Source organism: Rhodococcus opacus B4, assembly GCF_000010805.1.
Classification (GTDB): Bacteria; Actinomycetota; Actinomycetes; order Mycobacteriales; family Mycobacteriaceae; genus Rhodococcus_F; species Rhodococcus_F opacus_C.
In genome coordinates, this window is record NC_012522.1 from 6,862,877 (window position 1) to 6,884,065 (window position 21,189).

At 69.8% G+C, this 21,189-nt stretch carries 21 protein-coding genes; 17 read left to right on the forward strand and 4 right to left on the reverse strand.

Annotated features, from left to right (window positions below; genetic code table 11):
- The first annotated feature begins 2 nt into the window (after positions 1-2).
- From ROP_RS31085 to guaA, 3 genes are all read left to right on the forward strand, one after another.
- Positions 3-1,142 carry a GuaB3 family IMP dehydrogenase-related protein gene (locus ROP_RS31085; protein WP_015889965.1) on the forward strand — a complete coding sequence of 380 codons (1,140 nt, stop codon included), beginning with the start codon at positions 3-5 and terminating at the stop codon, positions 1,140-1,142.
- Positions 1,143-1,354: 212 nt separating this feature from the next.
- Positions 1,355-3,097, forward strand: a complete 1,743-nt coding sequence (locus ROP_RS31090; protein ID WP_015889966.1) for a GMC family oxidoreductase N-terminal domain-containing protein — start codon at positions 1,355-1,357, stop codon at positions 3,095-3,097.
- A 64-nt stretch (positions 3,098-3,161) separates the two neighbouring features.
- Entirely contained in the window at positions 3,162-4,733 is a 1,572-nt protein-coding gene (gene guaA / locus ROP_RS31095) for a glutamine-hydrolyzing GMP synthase (RefSeq protein ID WP_015889967.1), read from the forward strand.
- A 60-nt stretch (positions 4,734-4,793) separates the two neighbouring features.
- On the opposite strand, the gene ROP_RS31100 is transcribed toward guaA, so the two are convergent.
- Together ROP_RS31100 and ROP_RS31105 are read right to left on the reverse strand one after the other, a co-directional pair.
- Positions 4,794-5,024: a hypothetical protein gene (locus tag ROP_RS31100; protein ID WP_015889968.1), complete on the reverse strand. Its 231-nt coding sequence runs from the start codon at positions 5,022-5,024 to the stop codon at positions 4,794-4,796.
- Positions 5,017-6,483, reverse strand: coding sequence for a PspC domain-containing protein (locus ROP_RS31105; protein ID WP_015889969.1), 1,467 nt, complete (start codon positions 6,481-6,483; stop codon positions 5,017-5,019). The genes ROP_RS31100 and ROP_RS31105 overlap by 8 nt, the downstream gene beginning before the upstream one ends.
- A 68-nt stretch (positions 6,484-6,551) precedes the next feature.
- Here ROP_RS31105 and ROP_RS31110 point away from each other — a divergent pair, with 68 nt between their 5' ends.
- The 6 genes from ROP_RS31110 to ROP_RS31135 all read left to right on the forward strand — a co-directional run bounded on the left by ROP_RS31110 (position 6,552) and on the right by ROP_RS31135 (position 10,879).
- Positions 6,552-7,931 carry a PspC domain-containing protein gene (locus tag ROP_RS31110; RefSeq protein ID WP_419789306.1) on the forward strand — a complete coding sequence of 460 codons (1,380 nt, stop codon included), beginning with the start codon at positions 6,552-6,554 and terminating at the stop codon, positions 7,929-7,931.
- A 154-nt stretch (positions 7,932-8,085) separates the two neighbouring features.
- Positions 8,086-8,583 (forward strand): YbaB/EbfC family nucleoid-associated protein, encoded by a 498-nt coding sequence (locus ROP_RS31115; RefSeq protein ID WP_015889971.1) that lies wholly within the window; start codon positions 8,086-8,088, stop codon positions 8,581-8,583.
- Positions 8,580-8,894: a WXG100 family type VII secretion target gene (locus ROP_RS31120; RefSeq protein WP_015889972.1), complete on the forward strand. Its 315-nt coding sequence runs from the start codon at positions 8,580-8,582 to the stop codon at positions 8,892-8,894. The genes ROP_RS31115 and ROP_RS31120 overlap by 4 nt, the downstream gene beginning before the upstream one ends.
- Positions 8,894-9,739, forward strand: coding sequence for a hypothetical protein (locus tag ROP_RS31125; protein ID WP_015889973.1), 846 nt, complete (start codon positions 8,894-8,896; stop codon positions 9,737-9,739). The genes ROP_RS31120 and ROP_RS31125 overlap by 1 nt, the downstream gene beginning before the upstream one ends.
- Positions 9,736-10,233, forward strand: coding sequence for an RDD family protein (locus tag ROP_RS31130; RefSeq protein ID WP_015889974.1), 498 nt, complete (start codon positions 9,736-9,738; stop codon positions 10,231-10,233). The genes ROP_RS31125 and ROP_RS31130 overlap by 4 nt, the downstream gene beginning before the upstream one ends.
- Positions 10,220-10,879 (forward strand): response regulator, encoded by a 660-nt coding sequence (locus tag ROP_RS31135; RefSeq protein WP_015889975.1) that lies wholly within the window; start codon positions 10,220-10,222, stop codon positions 10,877-10,879. The genes ROP_RS31130 and ROP_RS31135 overlap by 14 nt, the downstream gene beginning before the upstream one ends.
- A 12-nt stretch (positions 10,880-10,891) precedes the next feature.
- Here the strand turns inward: ROP_RS31135 and ROP_RS31140 are convergent, their stop codons facing one another.
- Positions 10,892-12,103 (reverse strand): serine/threonine-protein kinase, encoded by a 1,212-nt coding sequence (locus ROP_RS31140; RefSeq protein WP_043825671.1) that lies wholly within the window; start codon positions 12,101-12,103, stop codon positions 10,892-10,894.
- A gap of 211 nt (positions 12,104-12,314) precedes the next feature.
- Between ROP_RS31140 and ROP_RS31145 the strand changes: the two genes are divergently transcribed.
- The 8 genes from ROP_RS31145 to ROP_RS31180 all read left to right on the forward strand — a co-directional run bounded on the left by ROP_RS31145 (position 12,315) and on the right by ROP_RS31180 (position 19,180).
- Positions 12,315-13,154, forward strand: a complete 840-nt coding sequence (locus ROP_RS31145) for a hypothetical protein (RefSeq protein WP_015889977.1) — start codon at positions 12,315-12,317, stop codon at positions 13,152-13,154.
- Positions 13,151-14,704, forward strand: a complete 1,554-nt coding sequence (locus ROP_RS31150; RefSeq protein WP_015889978.1) for a DNA polymerase Y family protein — start codon at positions 13,151-13,153, stop codon at positions 14,702-14,704. Before ROP_RS31145 ends, ROP_RS31150 begins: the two co-directional genes overlap by 4 nt.
- Positions 14,705-14,797: 93 nt before the next feature.
- On the forward strand, positions 14,798-15,238 hold the full coding sequence (locus ROP_RS31155) for a VOC family protein (protein WP_043825676.1): 441 nt from the start codon (positions 14,798-14,800) through the stop codon (positions 15,236-15,238).
- Between the two features lie 40 nt (positions 15,239-15,278).
- Complete coding sequence (locus tag ROP_RS31160; protein WP_015889980.1) at positions 15,279-16,049, forward strand: alpha/beta fold hydrolase; 771 nt, start codon at positions 15,279-15,281, stop codon at positions 16,047-16,049.
- A 92-nt stretch (positions 16,050-16,141) separates the two neighbouring features.
- Entirely contained in the window at positions 16,142-17,116 is a 975-nt protein-coding gene (locus tag ROP_RS31165) for a R2-like ligand-binding oxidase (RefSeq protein WP_015889981.1), read from the forward strand.
- A gap of 52 nt (positions 17,117-17,168) precedes the next feature.
- On the forward strand, positions 17,169-17,681 hold the full coding sequence (locus ROP_RS31170) for a hypothetical protein (RefSeq protein WP_015889982.1): 513 nt from the start codon (positions 17,169-17,171) through the stop codon (positions 17,679-17,681).
- Between the two features lie 10 nt (positions 17,682-17,691).
- Positions 17,692-18,270 (forward strand): YdeI/OmpD-associated family protein, encoded by a 579-nt coding sequence (locus ROP_RS31175; protein ID WP_015889983.1) that lies wholly within the window; start codon positions 17,692-17,694, stop codon positions 18,268-18,270.
- A 31-nt stretch (positions 18,271-18,301) separates the two neighbouring features.
- Complete coding sequence (locus ROP_RS31180) at positions 18,302-19,180, forward strand: sucrase ferredoxin (protein ID WP_015889984.1); 879 nt, start codon at positions 18,302-18,304, stop codon at positions 19,178-19,180.
- 5 nt (positions 19,181-19,185) lie between these two features.
- Here the strand turns inward: ROP_RS31180 and ROP_RS31185 are convergent, their stop codons facing one another.
- The gene (locus ROP_RS31185) at positions 19,186-21,180 is read right to left on the reverse strand and encodes an SDR family oxidoreductase (RefSeq protein ID WP_015889985.1); all 1,995 of its coding nucleotides are present in this window, start codon (positions 21,178-21,180) and stop codon (positions 19,186-19,188) included.
- Positions 21,181-21,189: the final 9 nt, after the last annotated feature.

Sequence of the window (21,189 nt, forward strand, 5' to 3'; positions counted from 1 at the left end):
GCGTGCGCGACCTCGTTGAGATCGGCATGGGCCGAACAGCCCGACGAACCTATGAGCTGGACGACATCGACATCGTCCCCTCCCGCCGGACCCGCTCCTCCAAGGAGGTGTCGACGTCCTGGCAGCTCGACGCGTACCGGTTCGACATTCCGGTGCTGGCGCATCCGACCGACGCGCTCGTGTCGCCGTCGTTCGCGATCGAACTCGGCAAGCGCGGTGGCCTCGGAGTCATCAACGGTGAGGGGTTGTGGGGCCGGCACGCGGACGTCGAGGCCAAGCTCGCCGAACTCGTCGCGCTGGCGGAGTCGGACGTCGACGTCGAGGCGCCGATCAAGAAGCTGCAGGAACTGCATGCGGCGCCGTTGCAGCCGGGTCTCCTGGCCGCTGCGGTGGCGCAGGTCCGCGACGCGGGTGTCACGACCGCCGTGCGGGTCAGTCCGCAGAACGCGCGGGCGCTGACCCCGCAGTTGCTCGAGGCGGGCATCGACCTGCTGGTGGTGCACGGCACGATCATCTCCGCCGAGCACGTCGCCCACGGCGACAGCGAACCGCTGAACCTGAAGACGTTCATCTCCGAACTGGACGTTCCCGTCGTGGCCGGTGGGGTGAGCGATCACCGGACCGCTCTGCATCTGATGCGCACGGGCGCGGCCGGTGTGATCGTCGGGTACGGCTCCACCGAGGGCGCCACGACCACCGGTGAGGTGCTGGGCATCGGTCTCCCGATGGCGACGGCCATCGCGGACGCCGCGGCCGCCCGCCGCGACTACCTCGACGAGACGGGTGGGCGCTACGTCCACGTCATCGCGGACGGCGACATCACGTCTTCGGGCGACCTCGCGAAGGCGATCGCCTGTGGCGCGGACGCCGCGGTTCTGGGCGCACCGCTGGCCGTTGCGTCGGAGGCTCCCGGCGGCGGCTGGTACTGGCCGTCGGCCGCCGCGCACCCGTCGGTGCCGCGCGGCACGATGCTGCCGGTCTCGTTCGGTGACCGCCCGTCGCTCGACCGGGTCCTCACCGGTCCGTCGGACGACCCGTTCGGTTCCCTGAACCTGGTCGGTGGACTGCGCCGCTCGATGGCGAAGGCGGGATACTCCGATCTGAAGGAATTCCAGAAGGTGGGCCTGACGGTTCGCGCCTGAGGCGTTCGCCGCCGCTGCTGCTCCTCTCGTCGCCCGATGTCACATCGGTGCAGTTCAACTGCACCGGTGAGGCATCGGGCGACGTGCGTTTGCGGGTATCGCGACCGTTCCTGATACCTCTCGTTACAGGTAAGGTGACCCTTGTGGCAGTTGTCACAACTACCGGGTGCATACTGGCGAGTAACAAATCCAGGTTCGTTGGAGGTCGAGTGATGAGCAAGAAGCGCACAACGGATTACGACGTTCTCATCGTCGGTTCCGGATTCGGTGGCAGCGTCACCGCACTCCGGTTGGTCGAGAAGGGTTACAAGGTCGGCATCCTCGAGGCGGGCCGCCGCTACGCCGACGCCGACTTCGCGAAGACCAGCTGGGATCTCAAGAAGTTCCTGTGGGCGCCCGCCCTCGGTTTCTTCGGCATCCAGCGCGTCCACCTGCTCCGCGACTGCCTCATCCTCGCCGGCGCCGGCGTCGGCGGCGGCTCACTCAACTACGCGAACACCCTCTACAAACCGCCCGCCTCCTTCTTCCAGGACAAGCAGTGGTCGCACATCACCGACTGGCACGACGAGCTCACGCCGTACTACGAGCAGGCCCGCAAGATGCTCGGAGTCGTCCAGAACCCGCACATGACGCCCGCGGACGAGATCATCAAGTCGGTCGCCGAGGACATGGGCGTGGGCGACACGTTCATCCAGACCCCGGTCGGCGTCTTCTTCGGTGAAGCGGGCAAGACCGTGCCCGACCCCTACTTCGGCGGCGTCGGCCCCGACCGCACCGGATGCATCGAATGCGGCGAATGCATGACCGGATGCCGTCATGGCGCCAAGAACACCCTGCTCAAGAATTACCTGGGCCTCGCGGAGAAGGCCGGCGCGGAGATCGTCCCGATGACGACGGTCACCGGTCTGCGCGAGGCGTCCGACGGCACCTGGGACGTCTTCACCCGGCGCAGCGGGCCGCGGAAGAACCGGAACCGCAAGACGTACACCGCCGCGAACGTCGTCCTGGCGGCCGGGACGTGGGGTACTCAGCATCTGCTGTTCGACCAGAAGGAGTCGGGCGCGCTGCCCAAGATCTCCGACCGGCTGGGTGTGCTGACCCGCACCAACTCGGAGTCGATCCTCGGCGCCGCCAAGAACAAGGTGGATCCCGCGCTCGAGCTCACCAAGGGCGTCGCCATCACGTCGTCGTTCCACCCGACGTCCGACACCCACGTGGAGCCGGTGCGCTACGGCAAGGGGTCGAACTCGATGGCCATGCTGCAGACGCTGCTGACCGACGGCGGCGGGCGGCGGTGGATGACGTTCCTCCGGGAACTGGCGAAGGATCCGACGGCCCTGAAGGTCCTCACCCCGTACAAGTGGAGCGAGCGCACCATCATCGCGCTGGTGATGCAGAACCTCGACAACTCCATCACCACATACACGAAGAAGGGCCTGTTCGGCCGGCGCAAGGTCACCAGCAGGCAGGGCCACGGTCAGCCGAACCCCAGCTGGATCCCCGCGGGCAACGAGGCGACCCGGCGGATCGCCGAGAAGATCGACGGTCGCGCCGGCGGTACCTGGGGAGATGTGTTCAACATTCCGCTCACCGCGCACTTTCTCGGCGGCTGCACCATCGCCTCGGAGCCGTCGAACGGCGTCATCGACCCGTACCACCGGGTGTGGGGTTACCCGACGCTGAGTGTGGTCGACGGTTCGGCGGTGTCCGCGAACCTGGGCGTCAACCCGTCGCTGACGATCTCGGCGCAGGCCGAGCGTGCGGCGTCGCTGTGGCCGAACAAGGGCGAGGCGGACCTGCGTCCGGAGCAGGGGGAGGGATACCGGCGGCTGAACCCGATCGCGCCGGTCAAGCCGGTCGTCCCGGAAGGCGCGCCCGCCGCGCTGGTGCTGCCGATCGTCGAGATCCGAAGCGGCTCCGTGTTGCCCGACACCCAGAAGCACGGCGTTGCGTAGCGCCGGCGAGGGCCGGGTCATGGGGTCGCGCAGACCACAGAGCTGCGCCGATTAGACTGACCCGGTGGCAGATATCGAGCAGCAGAGACCGGTCCTCGTCGTCGACTTCGGCGCGCAGTACGCGCAGCTGATCGCCCGGCGGGTGCGTGAGGCCAAGGTCTATTCCGAGGTGGTCCCGCACACCGCGACCGTCGAGGAGATCGCGGCCAAGAATCCGCTCGCCGTGGTGCTGTCGGGCGGACCGTCCAGCGTCTACGCCGACGGGGCGCCCCAGCTCGATCCGGCCCTGTTCGATCTGGACGTTCCGGTGTTCGGCATCTGCTACGGATTCCAGGCCATGGCCGGTGCACTGGGCGGGACGGTGGCCCACACCGGCACCCGCGAGTACGGCCGCACCGACCTGAAGGTGCAGGGCGGCCTGCTGCACGAGGGGCTGCCGTCCAGTCAGCCCGTGTGGATGAGCCACGGCGACGCGGTCACAGAGGCCCCCGAAGGTTTCGAGGTGACGGCCACGAGTGAGGGCGCACCCGTCGCCGCATTCGAGGACCGGGCCCGCAGGCTCGCGGGCGTGCAGTACCACCCGGAGGTCCTGCACTCGCCGCACGGCCAGCAGGTGCTCAGCCGGTTCCTCCACGAGATCGCCGGCATTCCCCCCGCGTGGACGGCCGCGAATATCGCCGACGCCCTCGTGGAGCAGGTCCGCGAGCAGGTGGGCGACGGCAAGGCGATCTGCGGACTCTCGGGCGGTGTCGACTCCGCCGTCGCGGCCGCGCTCGTGCAGCGTGCGATCGGCGACAACCTGACGTGTGTGTTCGTCGACCACGGTCTGATGCGTGCCGGCGAGCGCGCGCAGGTCGAGCAGGATTTCGTCGCCGCCACCGGCGCCCGGCTCATCACCGTCGACGCCGCCGACACCTTCATCGGTGAACTGGCAGGGGTGTCCGACCCGGAGACCAAGCGCAAGATCATCGGCCGCGAGTTCATCCGCAGCTTCGAGGGTGCCGTCAGCGACGTGCTCGGCGAGAACGCCGCGCACGGCGACACGGTCGAATTCCTCGTGCAGGGCACGCTCTACCCGGACGTCGTGGAATCCGGCGGTGGTACCGGCACGGCCAACATCAAGAGCCACCACAACGTCGGCGGGCTGCCCGAAGACCTGCAGTTCACGCTCGTGGAACCGCTGCGTCTGCTGTTCAAGGACGAGGTCCGCGCGGTGGGACGGGAGCTCGGTCTGCCCGAGGAGATCGTGGGACGTCAGCCGTTCCCCGGCCCCGGGCTCGGCATCCGCATCATCGGCGAGGTCACCCAGGAGCGGCTCGACCTGCTTCGTCACGCGGATTCCATTGCGCGCGAAGAGTTGACGGCAGCCGGGCTCGACGGCCAGATCTGGCAGTGCCCGGTGGTGCTGCTCGCCGACGTCCGCAGCGTCGGCGTACAGGGCGACGGGCGCACCTACGGGCACCCGATCGTGCTCCGTCCCGTGTCCAGCGAGGACGCGATGACCGCCGACTGGACGCGACTGCCCTACGACGTCCTGGAGCGGATCTCCACCCGGATCACGAACGAGGTCCACGACGTCAACCGGGTCGTGCTGGACATCACGAGCAAGCCGCCGGGCACCATCGAGTGGGAGTGACGCACTGTGCGCGGTGAGCGAGTCGCCTGACTCGTTCACCGCGCACTCTGCGCTTGCGCCCTATTTTTTCCGACGATTGGGTGCGAACACGAGAACCACGCCGACCAGCACCGCGACCAGCACGAACAGCCAGCGGAACTCGACGTTCGCGAGCAGTTCCAGCGAGAACGGTCCCGCGAGCGCCCAGCCGCTCACCAGGAGTGCTGCCAATCCTGCGAGGAGCAGGAGAAGCGACGGGCGCTTGCGCGTCCGGGTCTGCTCGCCGTCCTGGGTGTCGTCGATGTCATCCACGGCGCACCTCCATACTTCCGAACCGGACATCTGCATTGAGGGTCAGAACGGGACCGTCCGTGCCGTCGGACCCGCCGTCGAGACCGTCGGGGTGACACTGCGCGTCGCCGAACTGGGCGGTGCAATGCTTGTCGACGTTCATGCCGGGCGGCAGGAGCACCACGACCTCACCGAACTGACCGCTGACGTCGACCGTCTTGTCCTCGGTGAGCGTGACGTTCCGGAGGTCGAGCGTGAAACTGCCGAACCCACCGGAGTAGGCGGGGTCGATGTCGGCGGCCGTCAGGGGCACCCAGGTCCGGTCGCCCATGTTCTCGCTGTTCAGGTCGAGTGACCCGACGAGTGACGCCAGGATCACGAAGCCGATCAGCGGGCCCGCGACGACGAGGAGCCCGTAGCCCTTGCGCAGGAAGCCGCCGATCAGCAGCCCCACTCCGATGACGGCGAGCGCGACCGCGCCGATCCGACCGGGGTTCAGCCAGTCGGATCCGGTGGCGACCGCCAGCGCCGTCGCGGCCGCGGCGGCGAGAATGGCCAGTCCGATCACCATGGTGGTCAGACGGGAGTGTGTGCGCTCCGGTTGCACTGCGGGAGTGGTGGTCCTGGCCGGTTCGGGCAGGTCCCACGCGAACGGGGCGACGCCGAGCGGATCCCATGCCGGTGGTCGCGGTTCGAGCGGCGCGAACGGCGCCGACGGTGTGTCGGCCCGCGGACCGGCGGCCGGGGATTTCTCGAACGACACCGGATCATTCTGGGCGGCAGCGGTTTCGGGTTTCAGTGCCTCGGTCGGGGCGTCGCTGGGCGTGTCCGCCGGCGGCCCGGCAGTGGGAGCTGTGCTCGGCGTGTAGGAGTCGGGAAGCTTCGTGTACGGGCCGTACGCACCCGAACCGTACGTGCCCGGGCCGAACGGATTGGCGCCGAACTGTCCGGGCGAGAAACTCGTCCCGGGATAGCCGGTGCCGACACCGGGGGCGACGGCTCCGACGGGCGACGGCGGGGGGATCGGCTGCCGCTGGTACAGCAGCCACAGGCCGCCGAGCATCAGCGCCATGCTGACCAGCCCGGAGCCGCCGAGTCCGACGCCGAAGGGGCCGACGGTGCTCACCGCGATCGCCAGTGCGACGAGAAGGACGATGGTCTTGGTGCCCGAGTCGGAACTGTGACCGCGTCCCATCAACGACTCCGCGGGAGAGGCCGGGTCGCCCGACTTCGTGAGGGCGAGCCAGCACGCCAGGTAGAGGAGCACACCGGCGCCGCCGAAAATGGTGGACACGACGAAGGCGACTCGTATCAGTACGGGATCGACGCCGTAGCGGTAGCCGATTCCCGCACAGACACCGGCGACGTGGCCGCGGCCGGGCAACCGCACCGGTCGGGTCCGCCACAGATCCTGTATCTGCTCTTGGAAGCTCCCATTGCTCATACGACCATCGTTGCGGTCGCCGCGTTTCGCGTACATCGGGAAGTACCCTGATCTTTCCGGTCGGGGTGGGCCGGAACGCGGCCCGAAGTCAGGGTCGGACCCTGATGCCGCGGTCCGGGGATCGTGCCAGTATCGGAGGTGTGCAACCTGTGTCGAACGCGTCCGCGGGCGGTGCCCAGTTCGCCGGCGCCGTGACCGCGCCGGTACCGCCCGGCGGTCTGCCCATGCCGCGGCTCGAACGCCGGACCGGTGGCCGCATCGTCGGCGGCGTCGCAGGTGGTATCGCCGACCAGCTGGATATCGACGTGATGAAGGTGCGGGTCGCGTTCGCCTGTCTCGCCGCGCTCGCCGGCGCGGGAATCGTCGGCTACGGGCTGTTGTGGATCTTCACGGCTGCGGGTTCGGACACGGAGAAGCCCAGTGCGTCCGAGCGGCGCAGGGCATACGGGCTGATCGCGATCGGCCTGGCCGGTGCGTCCGCCCTGTCGTGGCTGTTCAGTGGCCGGGTCGGTTCGGTGATCGCGCCGATCATCGTGGTGGCGGTCGGCGCGGCCCTGGTGTGGCGCGAATTCGATTCCGAGGGGCCGCGCACCGTCATCGGGCTGCCGCAGCGCCCCACCGTCCTGACGTGGGCGCGGGTGCTCGGCGGCGTGACGCTGATCGTGTCGGGTCTCGGTGTGGTGATCCTCGCGCAGGTCGACCTCGCCGCGCTGCGTTCGTCGCTGCTGGCCGTCGTGGTCACCCTGGTCGGCGCCGGACTGCTGACCGTGCCCCTGTGGTTGCGGCTGTGGCGGGCACTGGGGGCGGAGCGTGCCGCGAGGATCCGCAACGACGAGCGCGAGGAGATCGCGTCGCATCTGCACGACTCCGTTCTCCAGACGCTGGCGCTGATCCAGAAGCAGGCCGATCATCCACAGGAGGTCGCGCGGCTCGCCCGGGGTCAGGAACGGGAACTGCGCAAGTGGTTGTTCGGTGGGGGAGACACCGACCATTCGAGCCTGGCGGAGGCGTTGCGCATCATCGCCGGTGAGGTGGAGGACCACCACGGCGTCACGGTGCGGCCGGTGACGGTCGGCGACGTCGCACTCGACGTCGACGGCACCGGAGAGGGACTGTCGAAGGAGAGCTTCACGGCGGTGCTCGGCGCGACGCGCGAGGCTCTGGTCAACGCGGCCAAGCATTCCGGGGAGACCGATATCAACCTGTTCGCCGAGGCCGAGCGCGATCAGGTCAGTGTGTTCGTCCGGGACCGCGGCGTCGGGTTCGACGTCGACGAGGTGTCCCCGGACCGTCAGGGGCTGGCGAAGTCGATTCGTGGGCGGATCGAACGGCGGGGCGGGCACGTCGACGTGCGGTCCACGCCCGGCAAGGGCACCGAGGTGCGAATCCACATGCCGCGAAACGGCCGGACACGTGTGGGAGCGGGGGCGGCCGAGAACACGGATACGGGCGTGGAGGACGTGCCGTTCAGTCAGGGCGCGTGAGCATCGCTTTCTCCTGTCGGTTCACCGGGTGCGCGGTGTCTGCTCGCATGCTGTCCCCATGAGGGGGTAGTGTTCGCCCGCGACGCGACTGTGGGGGTCGTGTGGTCGCACCGTGCCGCGGCGGGGTGCGACGCGAGACGTCAAGGGGGGATTCATGTTCGACCGTGAAGGTCTGCGGGTGCGAGAGCAGGAACTGCAGGGACAGATCGATTCGATGCTGACCACGCTCGACCGGCAGACGCAGGATCTGCATGCCGCTCAGCACCAGGTGGCGCAGCTACGGGTGAGCGGGACGTCCGCCGACGGGCTCGTGCAGGTGGTGGTGAACTCGGTCGGCGGGGTGGTCGAGGTGCACCTGGCGCCGGACGCGTTCCGGCGGTCCACTCCCGAATCGCTGGGGCGTGCCATGACTGACGCCGCGCGGCGCGCCGGCGAGGCCGCCCACGCCGAGTCGATGCGCATCATGGGATCGATCGTGTCCGCGACCGAGACTGTGCCGGATCTGCCGGACCTCGTTCCCGGCGCCCCGAGCCTGCGGGACTTCCTCCCGCCCCTCGAACCCGACGTCCGCGTCCTCCCAGCTGATCCGGACCCGGATGATCGCGACGACGGGCAGTGGAATCGGCCGCTGCTGCGGGACGGATGGCAGTGAGCGCGCACCTGTGGGTGGACCCCGCACATCTGCGCGGCGTCGCACCCCGATTCGATGCCCTGTCGCAGCGGATGGCCGAGGTCGCCGCCACCCTGACCGCAACCCTCGACGGGGAGGGCGAGTGCTGGGGCGCCGACGAGACCGGGACGACGTTCGCGAACGGGTACCTGCCGTCCGCGGACACAGCCGAACACTCGCTGGGGTTCGCCGTCGCGGCGCTGGCGGCGGTCGGATCCAGGCTCCGGAGCACCGCCGATTCGTTCGACGACACCGACCGCGGCACCGCGTCCAGCCTCGCCGGGCTGTTCTGATGGGCATCGAGGTTCCGGGTGGTGTCCGGTGGCTGGCGGAGAAGGTGGTCGGGGCGGACTGGCCCGATGCGGACGAGACGGCGATGGAACGGCTCGGGCAGGGGTGGAAGGACGCCGGGGCCGCGCTCGACGACATCATCGACGAGGCCGATGCCGCGATGCGGTCGGCGTTGTCCGGGGTCGGTGGCGATGTCGAGACCGCGATGGCGCAGCAGTGGGCGCGGATCGGCGCGGACGGCGCGTTGCGCGAGTTGTCGGGGTTGTTACACGAACTCGGTGACACTCTGGACTGGTCGGCCGACGACATCCGGGTCGCGAAGCTGTCGATCATCGCGGCGCTGGTGGCGCTGGCGGCCGAACTCGTCGCGGTAGCCGCGGCCAGCGCGATGACGTTCGGTGCGGCGAGTCCGGCCGCGTTCGCGGCGGAGGCCGCCACACAGGTCACCGTGCGGATGATCGTGCGGCAGCTGATCACCTCGATCCTCGGACGTGCCGCCGTCGGTGCGGCAGGTGGCGCTGCAACTCAGGCCGGGCTCGAGGCTGCGCTTCAAGGGTATGAGATGCACGTGGGCCGGCGCGACACCGTGGACTGGGGCAACGTCGCCGAGGCGAGCGGCAAGGGAGCGGTGCAGGGCGTGGTGAAAGGTGCGGTCAACGGTGCGTTCGGGCTGAAATTCACCGATCCGCGCTCTCAATTCGGGGGCGTGCTCGGCTCCTACGTGCAGGAGGAGACGGTGGGTAAACCGAGGTTCGCCGATGCCGTTGCCGACGAGGTGCTGGACCGGACCGGACTCGACGACGAAGTCCGGCGCGTCAGCGAAGAGATCGACGGGCGGCTGCGGTGAACAGGACCGGCGCTCGGCGGCGGGCCCAGCCCGCCGGTCGCCTGCGACGAGGAGTCGCGCTGGCGCTGGATGTCGCGCTGCATGCGCTGTTCGCCGGGATGGTCGGCGTCATCGTGTACGTGCTGCGGACGGCGGGAGACTCGGTGTCGTCGAGTATGGCAGGGGCAACGGCGGGACTCGCCGCGATACCGGCGTGGATCGTGGTCTCGTTCGTCCACCGGACCGTATTCCAGGCGCGATTCCATGCGACGTTCGGCAAGTGGATGACGGATCTCTGTGTTGTGCGGCCGGAGGACGGAACGTGGCCGGGCTTCGGGTATCTGGTGAAGGCCTGGTTCCGAAGTGTCTTTGCCATCGTCGAATCGGATATCGCCATGGACGGCGAAGACGGGATGCCGGCGGTGGTGCGGCGACCTGGTGAATCGTGCGACACGCTCTACAGTGGGGTGACACTACCGCCCACGCCGAGGAACAGCCGCAGTGACTTTGCCTGAAACACCCCCGTACCGTGTCTTTCTCGTCGACGATCATGCCGTGTTCCGCTCCGGTGTCCGCGCCGAGCTCGGCAGGGAAGCGGACATGGAAGTGGTGGGCGAGGCGGGCGGTGTCGCGGAGGCGGTGTCCGGGATCAACGCCACCTCGCCGCACGTCGTGCTGCTCGACGTCCACATGCCCGACGGCGGCGGTGTCGCCGTACTGCGGGGCATCGAGTCGGGTCCGGTGTGCCTGGCGCTGAGTGTGTCCGACGCCGCCGAGGACGTGATCGCCGTGATTCGTGCGGGCGCCCGTGGGTACGTCACCAAGACGATCTCGGGCGCCGAGCTCGCCGACGGCGTGCGCCGGGTCGCGGGCGGTGACGCCGTCTTCAGTCCGCGGCTCGCCGGTTTCGTCCTGGACTCCTTCACCGGACGTTCCAATGCTCCTGAGCCGCAGCTGGATCCGGAGCTGGACTCGCTGACCCCGCGGGAGCTGGAAGTGCTGCGCCTCCTCGCCCGCGGTTACACTTACCGCGAGATCGCCGAGGAACTGGTGATCTCGGTGAAGACGGTCGAAACGCATGCGTCGAACGTGCTGCGGAAGACGCAGCAGTCCAACCGGAATGCGCTCACGAGGTGGGCGCATCGCAGGCGGATCGACTGAGGCCCTCGGAGGTCAGGGCTGCGCGAGCAGGACGATCACGGCCACCAGCACGGCCAGGATCAGGATCGCGACCATGACACCCATGGCGATCGGCGCCCACGCGACCACCTGGTCGCGGACGGTGGGGGCAGGCGAACCCGGAGCGGGTTTCGCCGGGCGCGGAGGCCACTGCAACCGGCCGAGCGGACGCGGCACGTTCTTCAACGGGGTGCTCTGATGCACGGCGGGCAGACCGGCCTGCGTGGAACTCACCAGTTTTCCGCGCCGTCGTGAATCGGGCAACGGTGTCGACCGGTGGGCCCAGGCCGGGATGGTGCCGTCCGCGGAATAGACGGGCGAGCCGACGAGGTGCGCGACGTTGCCGTCCCCGGCCATGGCCACCCGGGCCAGGGCGTCGCGGGCCTCGGCCATCGTCGGACGACGCGCGGGGTCGGGTTCGAGAAGGTGCAGCAGCGTGTCGGTGAGGGGTCCGGCCTTGCTCGGACGGTAGATCTCGGCCTTCGCGACCCGGTGCAGGAGTGCGATGGAATCGGTGTCGATCCCGAACGGCGGCTGCCCTTCGACGACGGTGTACAGCGTGGACCCGAGCGAGAAGACGTCGCTGGCCTCGGTGGGGTCCTGGCCGCGGGCGACCTCGGGGGAGAAGTACGCGGGCGTGCCGGTGATGACCCCGTTCGCGGTGTCCGCGGAATCGCCCTTGGCCCGGGCGATGCCGAAGTCGCTGATCTTCACGGTGCCGAGTTCGCGGCCGCGGTCGGCGACGAGGATGTTGCCCGGCTTGATGTCCCGGTGCACGATCCCGGCGGCGTGGGCGGCGGTGAGCGCGTCGGCCACCTGCGCGCCGATCTGGGCGACCTCGAGCGGGGGCAGGGTGTCGGCGATGTTCATCGCCTGGGCGAGGCTGCGGGACGGCAGGTACTCCATGACCAGCCAGGGCTCCCCGGCCTCGAGCGCCACGTCGTACATCGCGATGGAATGGCGGTGCGCGAGTTTGGCGGCGTTGCGGCCTTCCCTCATGGTGCGGTCGCGGACCCGTCGGGCCTCGTCGGGGTCGAGTCCGGCCGTCGTGGTGACCTGTTTGATGGCGACGTCGCGGTGCAGCAGGGTGTCCCGTGCGAGCCAGACCGCGCCCATTCCGCCGCCGCCCAGTTTGGACCGCAGGCGGTACCTTCCGGCCACCAGGTATTCGGGTCCGATGCCCCTTTCGCTCTGCTCCTGCTCCATCACGCGTTCAGGTTAGAGGATTGTGCGGACACGGGACGCGCGGCCGCCCTGACCTGCTCGTTCGGGGTCCACTTGACGGGTATGTGCGGACCGGCTTTACTGGAAACGAGTTCGAAAATACGTTCGAACAAAGCGTCTGTTCGAGCCGCGTCTTCCCCGTGGTTGCCGACCGCTGTTGGTGCCGAGTGACAGGGGTGTCGAGTTGGCTGAAGTGGCCGGCGAGCCGGGGTTTCCGGTGCCGGGGTCTCCCGAGTTGTCCGGGCTGTCCCGGCAGGAGCGTCTGGACTACCTCCGGCGACGGATGGCCGCTGTTCCCGCACGCGGTGAATCGGTGGCGAGCCGGGCCCCGGTGGAGGGCGGGTTTCCTGCGACGGGCGCGTCCGCGGCTCCTGATTCCCACGCCGCCGGGGTGCTCCCGGTCCCGGCGGCGCTGGCCGGTCTCCTTCCCCGGGGCGGGCTGGTGCGCGGTTCGGTGGTGTCGGTGTCGGGTGCCACCTCGCTTCTGCTGGGGTTGGTCGCGTCCGTCACCGGGGGCGGCGGTCACGTCGCGGTGATCGGGCACCCCCGGCTCGGGGTGCTGGCCGCGGTCGAGATGGGTGCGCAGCTGGAACGGCTGGCCCTGATCCCGGATCCGGGTGCCGATCCGGTGGAGATCGCCGCGGTGCTGCTGGACGGAATGGATCTGGTGGTGCTCGGGCTGGGAGGGGCGTCGGTGGCGCCGTCACGTGCGCGTGCGGTGGTGGCCCGGGCCCGGAGCAAGGGGTCCACCCTGGTCGTCACGGACGGGCACTGGGACGGCGCGGAGATGCGGCTGGAGGCGCGGGTACACGGTTATGCCGGGCTGGGCAACGGATCTCAGGACCGGGGCTGCGGACGATTGCGATCCCTCAGCCTGGCGGTGTGCGCCCGGGGACGGTCGTTCCAGCCGCGCACCACCCGGCTGGACGTGCGGTCGGCGCAGGGCCGGGTGGAATGGGTGAGCACCCCGGAACCGGTGGTGTCCCTCGACGGCGGTCCCGTCCCCGAGGGGGCGGAGGTGGTGGGCCTGTGAGCCGGGTTCTGGCGCTGTGGTGCCCCGACTGGCCCGCGGTCGCGGCGGCCGCCGCCACGGACCTCCCACCCACCCATCCGGTGGCGGTGACGTCGGGCAACCGGGTGATCGCCTGCTCGGCGCCGGCCCGCGCGGACGGGGTGCGCCGAGGTCTGCGCCGCCGCGAGTCCCAGGCCCGGTGCCCCCGGTTGTACGTGGTGGCAGCCGATCCCGACCGCGACGCGCGGCTGTTCGAGCCGGTCGCCTCGGCCGTCGACGCGGTGGCGCCCGGCGTCGAGGTGCTGCGGCCCGGTCTGGTGGTGCTGTCCGCTCGCGGCGTCGCCCGGTATTTCGGTTCGGAGGAAGCCGCTGCGGAACGGCTGGTGGACCAGGTGTCGGCGGTGGGGGTGGAGTGCCAGGTCGGTATCGCCGATCAACTGTCCACGGCCGTGATCGCCGCGCGCAGAGCAACTCTCGTGCCACCCGGTGAGGGGGCGGCCTTCCTGGCGCCGCTCCCGATGCGGGAGTTGGCCGCGGAGCCGAGTCTCGCGGCGCCCCATCGCGGAGAGCTGGTCGATCTGCTGCACCGGCTCGGGTTGCGCACGATCGGCAGTTTCGCCGCGTTGTCGGCGGGCGATGTGGCTTCGCGGTTCGGAACCGATGCGGTGCTGGCGCATCGGGCCGCGCGGGGTGCGCCGGAGCGTCCCCCGTCCGGGCGGTCGCTGCCTCCGGACCTGGAGGTCGAGGAACGGTGCGATCCCGTCATCGAACGGGTCGACGCCGCCGCCTTCGCGGGACGGGCGTTGGCGGAGAAGCTTCATCGCACGCTGTCGGACGCCGCGGTGGCCTGCACCCGGCTGTCGATCTCGGCGAGCACCGGCAACGGTGAACAACTGTCCCGGATCTGGAGGTGCGCGGAGCCGCTGACCCCCGAGGCGACGGCGGACCGGGTGCGGTGGCAGCTGGACGGGTGGCTGACCGGGCGCAGCGAGAAGCGGCCCACCGCCGGTATCGCCGTCCTGCGGCTCGAACCGGTGGAAGTGGTGGCGGCGGGCGCCCTGCAACTGGGGCTGTGGGGTGGGGTCGGCGACCAGGACGAACGGGCCCGGCGGGCCCTGGTGCGGGTGCAGGGCCTGCTCGGCGGGGAAGCCGTGCAGGTGGGGGTCCTCAGCGGTGGGCGGGGACCGGCGGAGCGCATCACGTTGCTGCCGTTGGGCGACGAGTTGATTCCTCGCAACGATCCGTCGGAGCCGTGGCCGGGCACCTTGCCGGAACCGGCGCCCGCCGCGGTGCTGACCGCGTATCCGGAGGTGTGGATGTCGGACGAGCGGGGTATTGCCGTGACGGTCACGGAACGTGGTGTGTTCAGCGCGCCTCCCGCGCGGCTGCGGTGGGGGAGTCGAGAGTGGGCGGTGTGCGGATGGGCCGGACCGTGGCCGGTGGACGAGCGGTGGTGGGACCCTCCGGCGGCGCGGACGGCGGCCCGGGCGCAGGTGCTGCTGGAGGAGTCGCGGGCGCTGCTGGTGATCTGCACGGCGGGCCGCTGGTCGGTGGAGGGAATCTATGAGTGACACCGGGGCCGTCGGGTGTCGTCCTTGCGGACCCACCGTCCGAAATGCTTTGCTGTGCAGAGGGTCGCGTGCCGGTGGCGGACAGCGTCAGGCATGGAGGCCGGCCACAGACGCATCGTCGGCTCGTGGCATACCTCGAAAGGGTCGACTGTGACCATTTCTTTCAACCACACCATCGTCGCCGCGAAGGACAAGCAGGAGTCGGCGACCTTCTTCACCACGCTGTTCGGACTGCCGGACGCCGTGCCCGCCGGCCATTTCCTCGCGGTGGCCCTCGACAACGGGGTGTCCCTCGACTTCGCGGAACCGCCGATCGAATTCCAGCCGCAGCACTACGCGTTCCTCGTCGGGGAGGACGACTTCGACCGGATCTACGGCCTGATCGTCGAGTGGGGTCTCGACCACTGGGCGGATCCGCGGCAGACGCTGCCGGGCACCATCAACACCAACGACGGCGGGAGGGGCGTCTACTTCCTCGACCCGTCCGGCCACTACCTGGAGATCATCACCCGCCCGTACGGGTCGGGCCGGTAGTCCGCGGCCGGGGTGCCGGTGCTCGCTAGTCTGGATTGTCGTGGACACGAGCAGGACGACCCCGACACGCGCCGGTATCGAGATCGCCTACCGGGACAGCGGCGGATCCTCGGACCCGGGGACGGTGCCGGTGGTCCTGGTGCACGGGATGGGTGGTGACGGCGGCACCTGGGACCGCTTCGCCCGCGCACTCGTCGCCCGCGGGCGACGAGTCCTCGTCCCGGACCTGCGGGGGCACGGGCGCAGCGCGCGGGCCGCGTCGTACCTGTTCGAGGAGTTCGGCGCCGACGTGGTGGAGGTGTGCGACAACCTGGGGTTGACGAGGGTGGATCTCGTCGGGCACTCGCTCGGGGGTCATGCCGCGTCGCTCGCGGCGCAGGCCCGCCCCGGGCTGGTCCGCCGGCTGGTGATCGAGGAGGCCCCGCTCCCGTTGCGTCCCGGTGACCCGGAACAGGTGTTCGCGAACCGATTGCCGTCGCTGCCGGAACTCTGGCACGCGACGACGAGCGTCATCCGGCATCCGCGGGCCGTGTTCGCCTTCGACCGGTCGATGACGGGCTCGGCGATCGAGCAGTTCCGCCGCCCGGATTCGTTGTGGTGGGACAGATTGCCGGACATCGAGGCCGACACGCTCATCCTGCGCGGCGGACCGGGCGGGATGGTGGACCCGCGCAAGCTCGAGTCCGCGGTCGCGGCGATTCCGCGGTGCCGGGTGGCGGTGTTTCCCGGCGGCCACAGCATTCACCGCGACCGGTACGACGAGTTCGCGGCGGAGGTCCTGCCGTTTCTGATGCGGCCTCCGACGAGCTGACAAAAAGTCCGAAAATGTAAACCGCGGCGGCCTCGACAGGACTAGCGTGGAAACGGAAAGAGGGGGCTCGGAACGAGGAAGAAGGACCCACGATGTCGACACTCACGCCCGGACGTCCCTACGCGCCCGGCAGGCAAGGGTTCAGCTCGCTCCGCGACGGGGGACTCAACTGGGACGCGTTCCCGTTGCGGCTGTTCACGAAGGGCAACGCCAAGTTCTGGAACCCCACGGACCTCGACTTCAGCCGGGACGCGGAGGACTGGGAGGGGCTGAACTCGGAGCAGCAGCGCAACTCCACGTATCTGGTCGCGCAGTTCATCGCCGGTGAGGAAGCGGTCACCGAGGACATCCAGCCGTTCATGAAGGCGATGGCCGCCGAGGGCCGCTTCGGCGACGAGATGTATCTGACGCAGTTCTGTTTCGAGGAGGCCAAGCACACCCAGGTGTTCCGGTTGTGGATGGATGCGGTGGGCCTGACCCGCGACCTGCACCCGTTCGTCGCCGACAACCCGTTCTACCGGCAGTTGTTCTACGAGGAGTTGCCGGGATCGCTGAAGGTCCTCGAGACCGATCCCAGCCCGGCCAATCAGGTGCGCGCGAGCGTCACCTACAACCACGTCATCGAGGGCAGCCTCGCGCTCACCGGGTACTACGCGTGGCAGAAGGTGTGCACGACGCGCGGAATCCTGCCGGGGATGCAGGAACTCGTCCGCAGGATCGGTGACGACGAACGACGCCACATGGCGTGGGGAACGTTCACCTGTCGCCGGCACGTCGCCGCCGACGACGGCAACTGGGGAGTGGTCCAGGAACGGATGGCGGAGCTGATGCCGTTGGCACTGGGCATGATCGACTGGGTCAACAAGCAATTCGAGGTGCAGCCGTACGGCCTCGACGACCAGGAGTTCATCGCCTACGCGGCGGATCGTGCGCAGCGCAGGCTGGGGGCGATCGAGTCGGCGCGCGGACGCCCGGTCGAGGAGATCGACCTGGACTACTCGCCCGAGGCGCTCGAGGAGAAATTCGGCGAGGAGGACGCCCAGGCGATGTCCGAGGCCGCGGGCTGAGACCTGCTTCGCGGTGCACGGGCCGAGTTGGGCGTCATGGCAGGATCTGCTCATGGCGCTCACCGCACTCGACCGCAGACTTCTCGGCTGGTCCGCAGCATTCGTGATCTCGCAGGCGAACATCCTCCGTCTGCTCGGTCCCGTGGCACCCCGGCTCGCCGAGATCCAGACGGCCCGCTCCGCGCGGGACTACACGTCGATCCTCGACGGGATGACCGACTCCGACACGGCGCGCTACCGCAGCCATTACTACCCGGACTTCGTCCACCCGCTGATCTACGCCGTCGCACTGCGCACGGGCGGCCGGAGGCTGGCGGAACTCACCCCGCTGTCGCCGAGAACGCAGAGGGTGCTGGCGGCGGCGCCGGTGATCTCCGCGGCGGGCGATTACGCCGAGAACGTCGTCGGGCTGTATCTGCTGTCGCACCGTGAGCACATCACCGACGCGACCGTGCGGACCACCAGCGCGGTCAGCGTCACCAAATGGGTGCTGGCACTCGGGACTCTCGGGTACCTGTCCCAGGGATTCGTGAGGGTCTGGGCGGGAAGGCTGTTCTCCCGCTAGATTCAGGCCCATGGGTGCTGTCGAGCTGAGCGTCGAGTACTTCACGGGCCAGGCCGAGTTCCGGGAGTGGCTCGCCGTTCATCACGCCTCCTCGCCCGGTATCTGGCTGAAGATGGCCAAGAAGGGGTCGGCGCATTCGTCGATCGACTACGGCGCGGCTCTGGAGGTCGCGCTGTGCTACGGCTGGATCGACAGCCAGGTCCGCCGCGTCGACGAGCACTTCTTCGTGCAACGGTTCACCCCGCGCTCGTCGCGGAGTCCCTGGTCGAAGCGGAACCGCGAGTTCGCGGAGAAGCTCGCGGAGGCCGGTCTCCTCGAGCCCGCGGGCGTGGCGGAAGTCGAGCGGGCCAGGGCGGACGGCCGCTGGGACCGCGCCTATGCGGGACAGAAGGCGGCGGAGATACCGCAGGACTTCCTGGCCGCCCTTGCGCGGAATCCCGAGGCCGAGGCCTTCTACGCGACGCTCGACAGCCACAACCGGTACGCCGTCTACTACCGGCTGCAGGACGCCAAGCGCCCGGAGACGCGGGCCCGCCGCATCGAGAAGTTCGTCCAGCAGCTGGCGGAGCGCAGGAAGTTCCACGACTGACCGATTTTTCGGCGGCTGTCACAATGGCAGCGTGCCCGACACGATCACCGCCACCTGTTCCGCGCTGTCCGCGACCGACGAACCGCTCGCGGGCACTGCTGCGCACGTCACCGGCTGGGTGTGCCTGGAGTACCCGGGCGCGTGGGGCCGGGACGTGCTCGACGGCACGGCACTCGGCCCGGACCTGGCCCGGGATCTCGACGCCCGCGCCGAGGCCGCCGGGGTGCGGATCATGTTCATCCGCCGACCCGGCCGCGGCACCGCGGCCCCGGACCGGCGAACGGTGCTGCTGGCACAGTCGCATCCCGCGCGGTCGTGGTGCGAGCGGCTGGAGGTCGGCTACCCGGAAGACCTGCTCGACCTGGACCTCGGTCTGGTCGCGGGGCCGGCGCCGGGTCTGGGCACGCCGGTGACGGACCCCGTCGCCCTGGTGTGCGCGCACGGAAAGAGAGACCAGTGCTGCGCCGTGCTCGGCCGGCCGGTCGCGGCCGGCCTGGCCGCGGAGTTCGGCGACGCGGTGTGGGAGTGCTCGCACACCGGCGGGCATCGGTTCGCGCCGTCGCTGATCCTGCTGCCGACGGGCTACACGTACGGCCGGCTGTCGGCGCAGCAGAGCGTCGACGCGGTCCGCGCCGCCGCCCGGGGCGAGGTGTACCGGACCGGGCTGCGCGGGCGCAGTTGCTGGGACGCCCCGCGGCAGGTGGCGGAACTCGCCGTCCGCGACCTGGTGGACGCGGCCGCCGACGAGCTGACGGTGGATGCGAATTCGGTTGTCACCCATCGCGACGGGCGTCGCTGGGTCGTCGACCTCGAGGAGCGGGAACTGCCACCGCGGCCGGCGAGTTGCGGGGCGGCGCCGAAACCGGTGCGACCCGTCGTCGCCACCGGAGTCCGCGCCCTCGCCCCCTGAGGCCGTCACCAGTGGGTGCCGGGCACCAGCCTTCCGACCTTCCGGGCGGCGCGGCCGAGCACCGACGACGTGTGGTGCCGGGGTTCCGGCGTGCGCCGAGGGGCCGGCGACGCGTCGTCCGTGCCGGTTCCCTTCGCGGCCGGTGAATCGGGGAACATGCGGTACATCTGGTGCATCACGCGATCCTTGACCGCCGGCGCGAAGACGTGGCCGAGTTCACCGAGCGTGCCGGTCGGGACGTCGATGCGTTTGGGGCGTTCGATCAGCGCCCGGACGACCATCGCGGCCGCCTTCTCCGGGGACGTGATCGGCCCGATGTTGTACCGGCCGGTGGGCGCGATCATCGGCGTCTCGACGAGGGGCATGTGGATGGTCGTGAACGTGATTCCGTCCGAGAGGGTTTCGGATGCCGCGACGTCGGTGAATCCGTCGAGAGCCGATTTGCTCGCGACGTAGGCGGCGAACCGTGGGGTCGCCCCCTGGACGCCGGCGCTGCTGATGTTGACGATGTGACCGAACCGCCGCTCGCGCATCTGCGGGAGGAAGGCGAGGATCAGCCGGACCGCGCCGAAGTAGTTGACGGCCATGGTCCGTTCGAAATCGTGGAGCCGGTCCGTCGAGTGGTACAGCCCCCGGCGAATCGAGCGGCCCGCGTTGTTGACGAGCATGTCGACGTGGTCGTGTTCGGCGAGAACGGCTTTGACAGTGTGTTCGACCGACTCGTCGTCGGTGATGTCGCAGGGGTAGCCGTAGGCTTCGCCGCCCGCCGAGCGGATCTCGGAGACCACGGCGTCGAGTTCCGCGGTGCGCCGGGCGAGCAGGATGACCCTCGCGCCCTTGCGGGCCGTCGCGATCGCGGAACTCCGGCCGATCCCGGACGATGCCCCGGTGATGACGACGTGCCTGCCCACGAGCGGTCCGGCGGGGTGGGGCCTGCGCGCCCGGTCGGGGTCGAGATTCTCGCGCCAGTACGACCACAGCCTGCCGGCGTACGAGGCGAAGGGAGGGACCTCGATGCCGGTGCCGCGCAGCGCCTCGCGGGTGTCGCGATCGTCGAACACCGTGGGCAGGGTCAGATTCTCGACGAGGACCGGCGGGATGCCGAGCGCGCCGAGCACTGCCTTGCGGCCCGTGTCGAGGGCGGAGTCGGGGGTGGGGGTGAGGAACGGGCGGACGAGTTCGCCGGGCAGACCGATCGCGGGATGTGGTGCGCCGGCTGCCTTGGCGAGCGCGGCGTAGATCTCGCGGACCGGCTGGGGGCGCGGATTCACGAGATGGAACGCCCGACCGTCCCGTCCCGGCGCCGACATCAACTCCACGATCGCTGCCGCCACGTAGTCGACGGGCACGACGTTGGTCGAGCCGATCCGGGGGACCGCCACGGGCAGCGCCTCGGGGAGTTTCGCGAGCGCCGCGATGGCAGGGAACAAGTAGTACGGCCCGTCGATCTTGTCCATCTCGCCGGTGAGGGAACTGCCGACCACCGCGGAGGGGCGGTAGATGCGCCGGCGCAGGCCCTCGGCTTCGCGGACCAGCTTCTCGGCCTCGAACTTGGTGCGGTGGTACGGGGTGGGGAAACCCTGCCCGAGATCGAAATCGGTTTCCCGGAACGGCCCCTCGTGGTCTCCTGCGACGGCGATCGAGGAGACGTGGTGAAGGGTCGCGTCCAGTCGCCGGGCCAGTTCGATCACCGAACGGGTGCCGTCGACGTTCGTGCTGGCCTGCTCGTCGCCGGCGGTGAGGTCGTAGATTGCGCCGAGGTGCAGGACGTGATCGGCAGCGGGCGCGGAGGTGAGTCCGAGGCCGGGCTCGGTCAGGTCGCCGATCAGCGGATGCACCCGTTCGCCGCCGGGCATGCCGTCGGCGAGCGCCTCCAGTCGCGCGACGGACGCGCGCCGGACGAGGACGTGGATCTCGGCTGATGCATCGCGGTCGAGGATCAGAGGCAGCACGTGCCGACCCAGGAATCCGGTACCGCCGGTGACGAGGAAGGTGGCCATGCCCCGAAC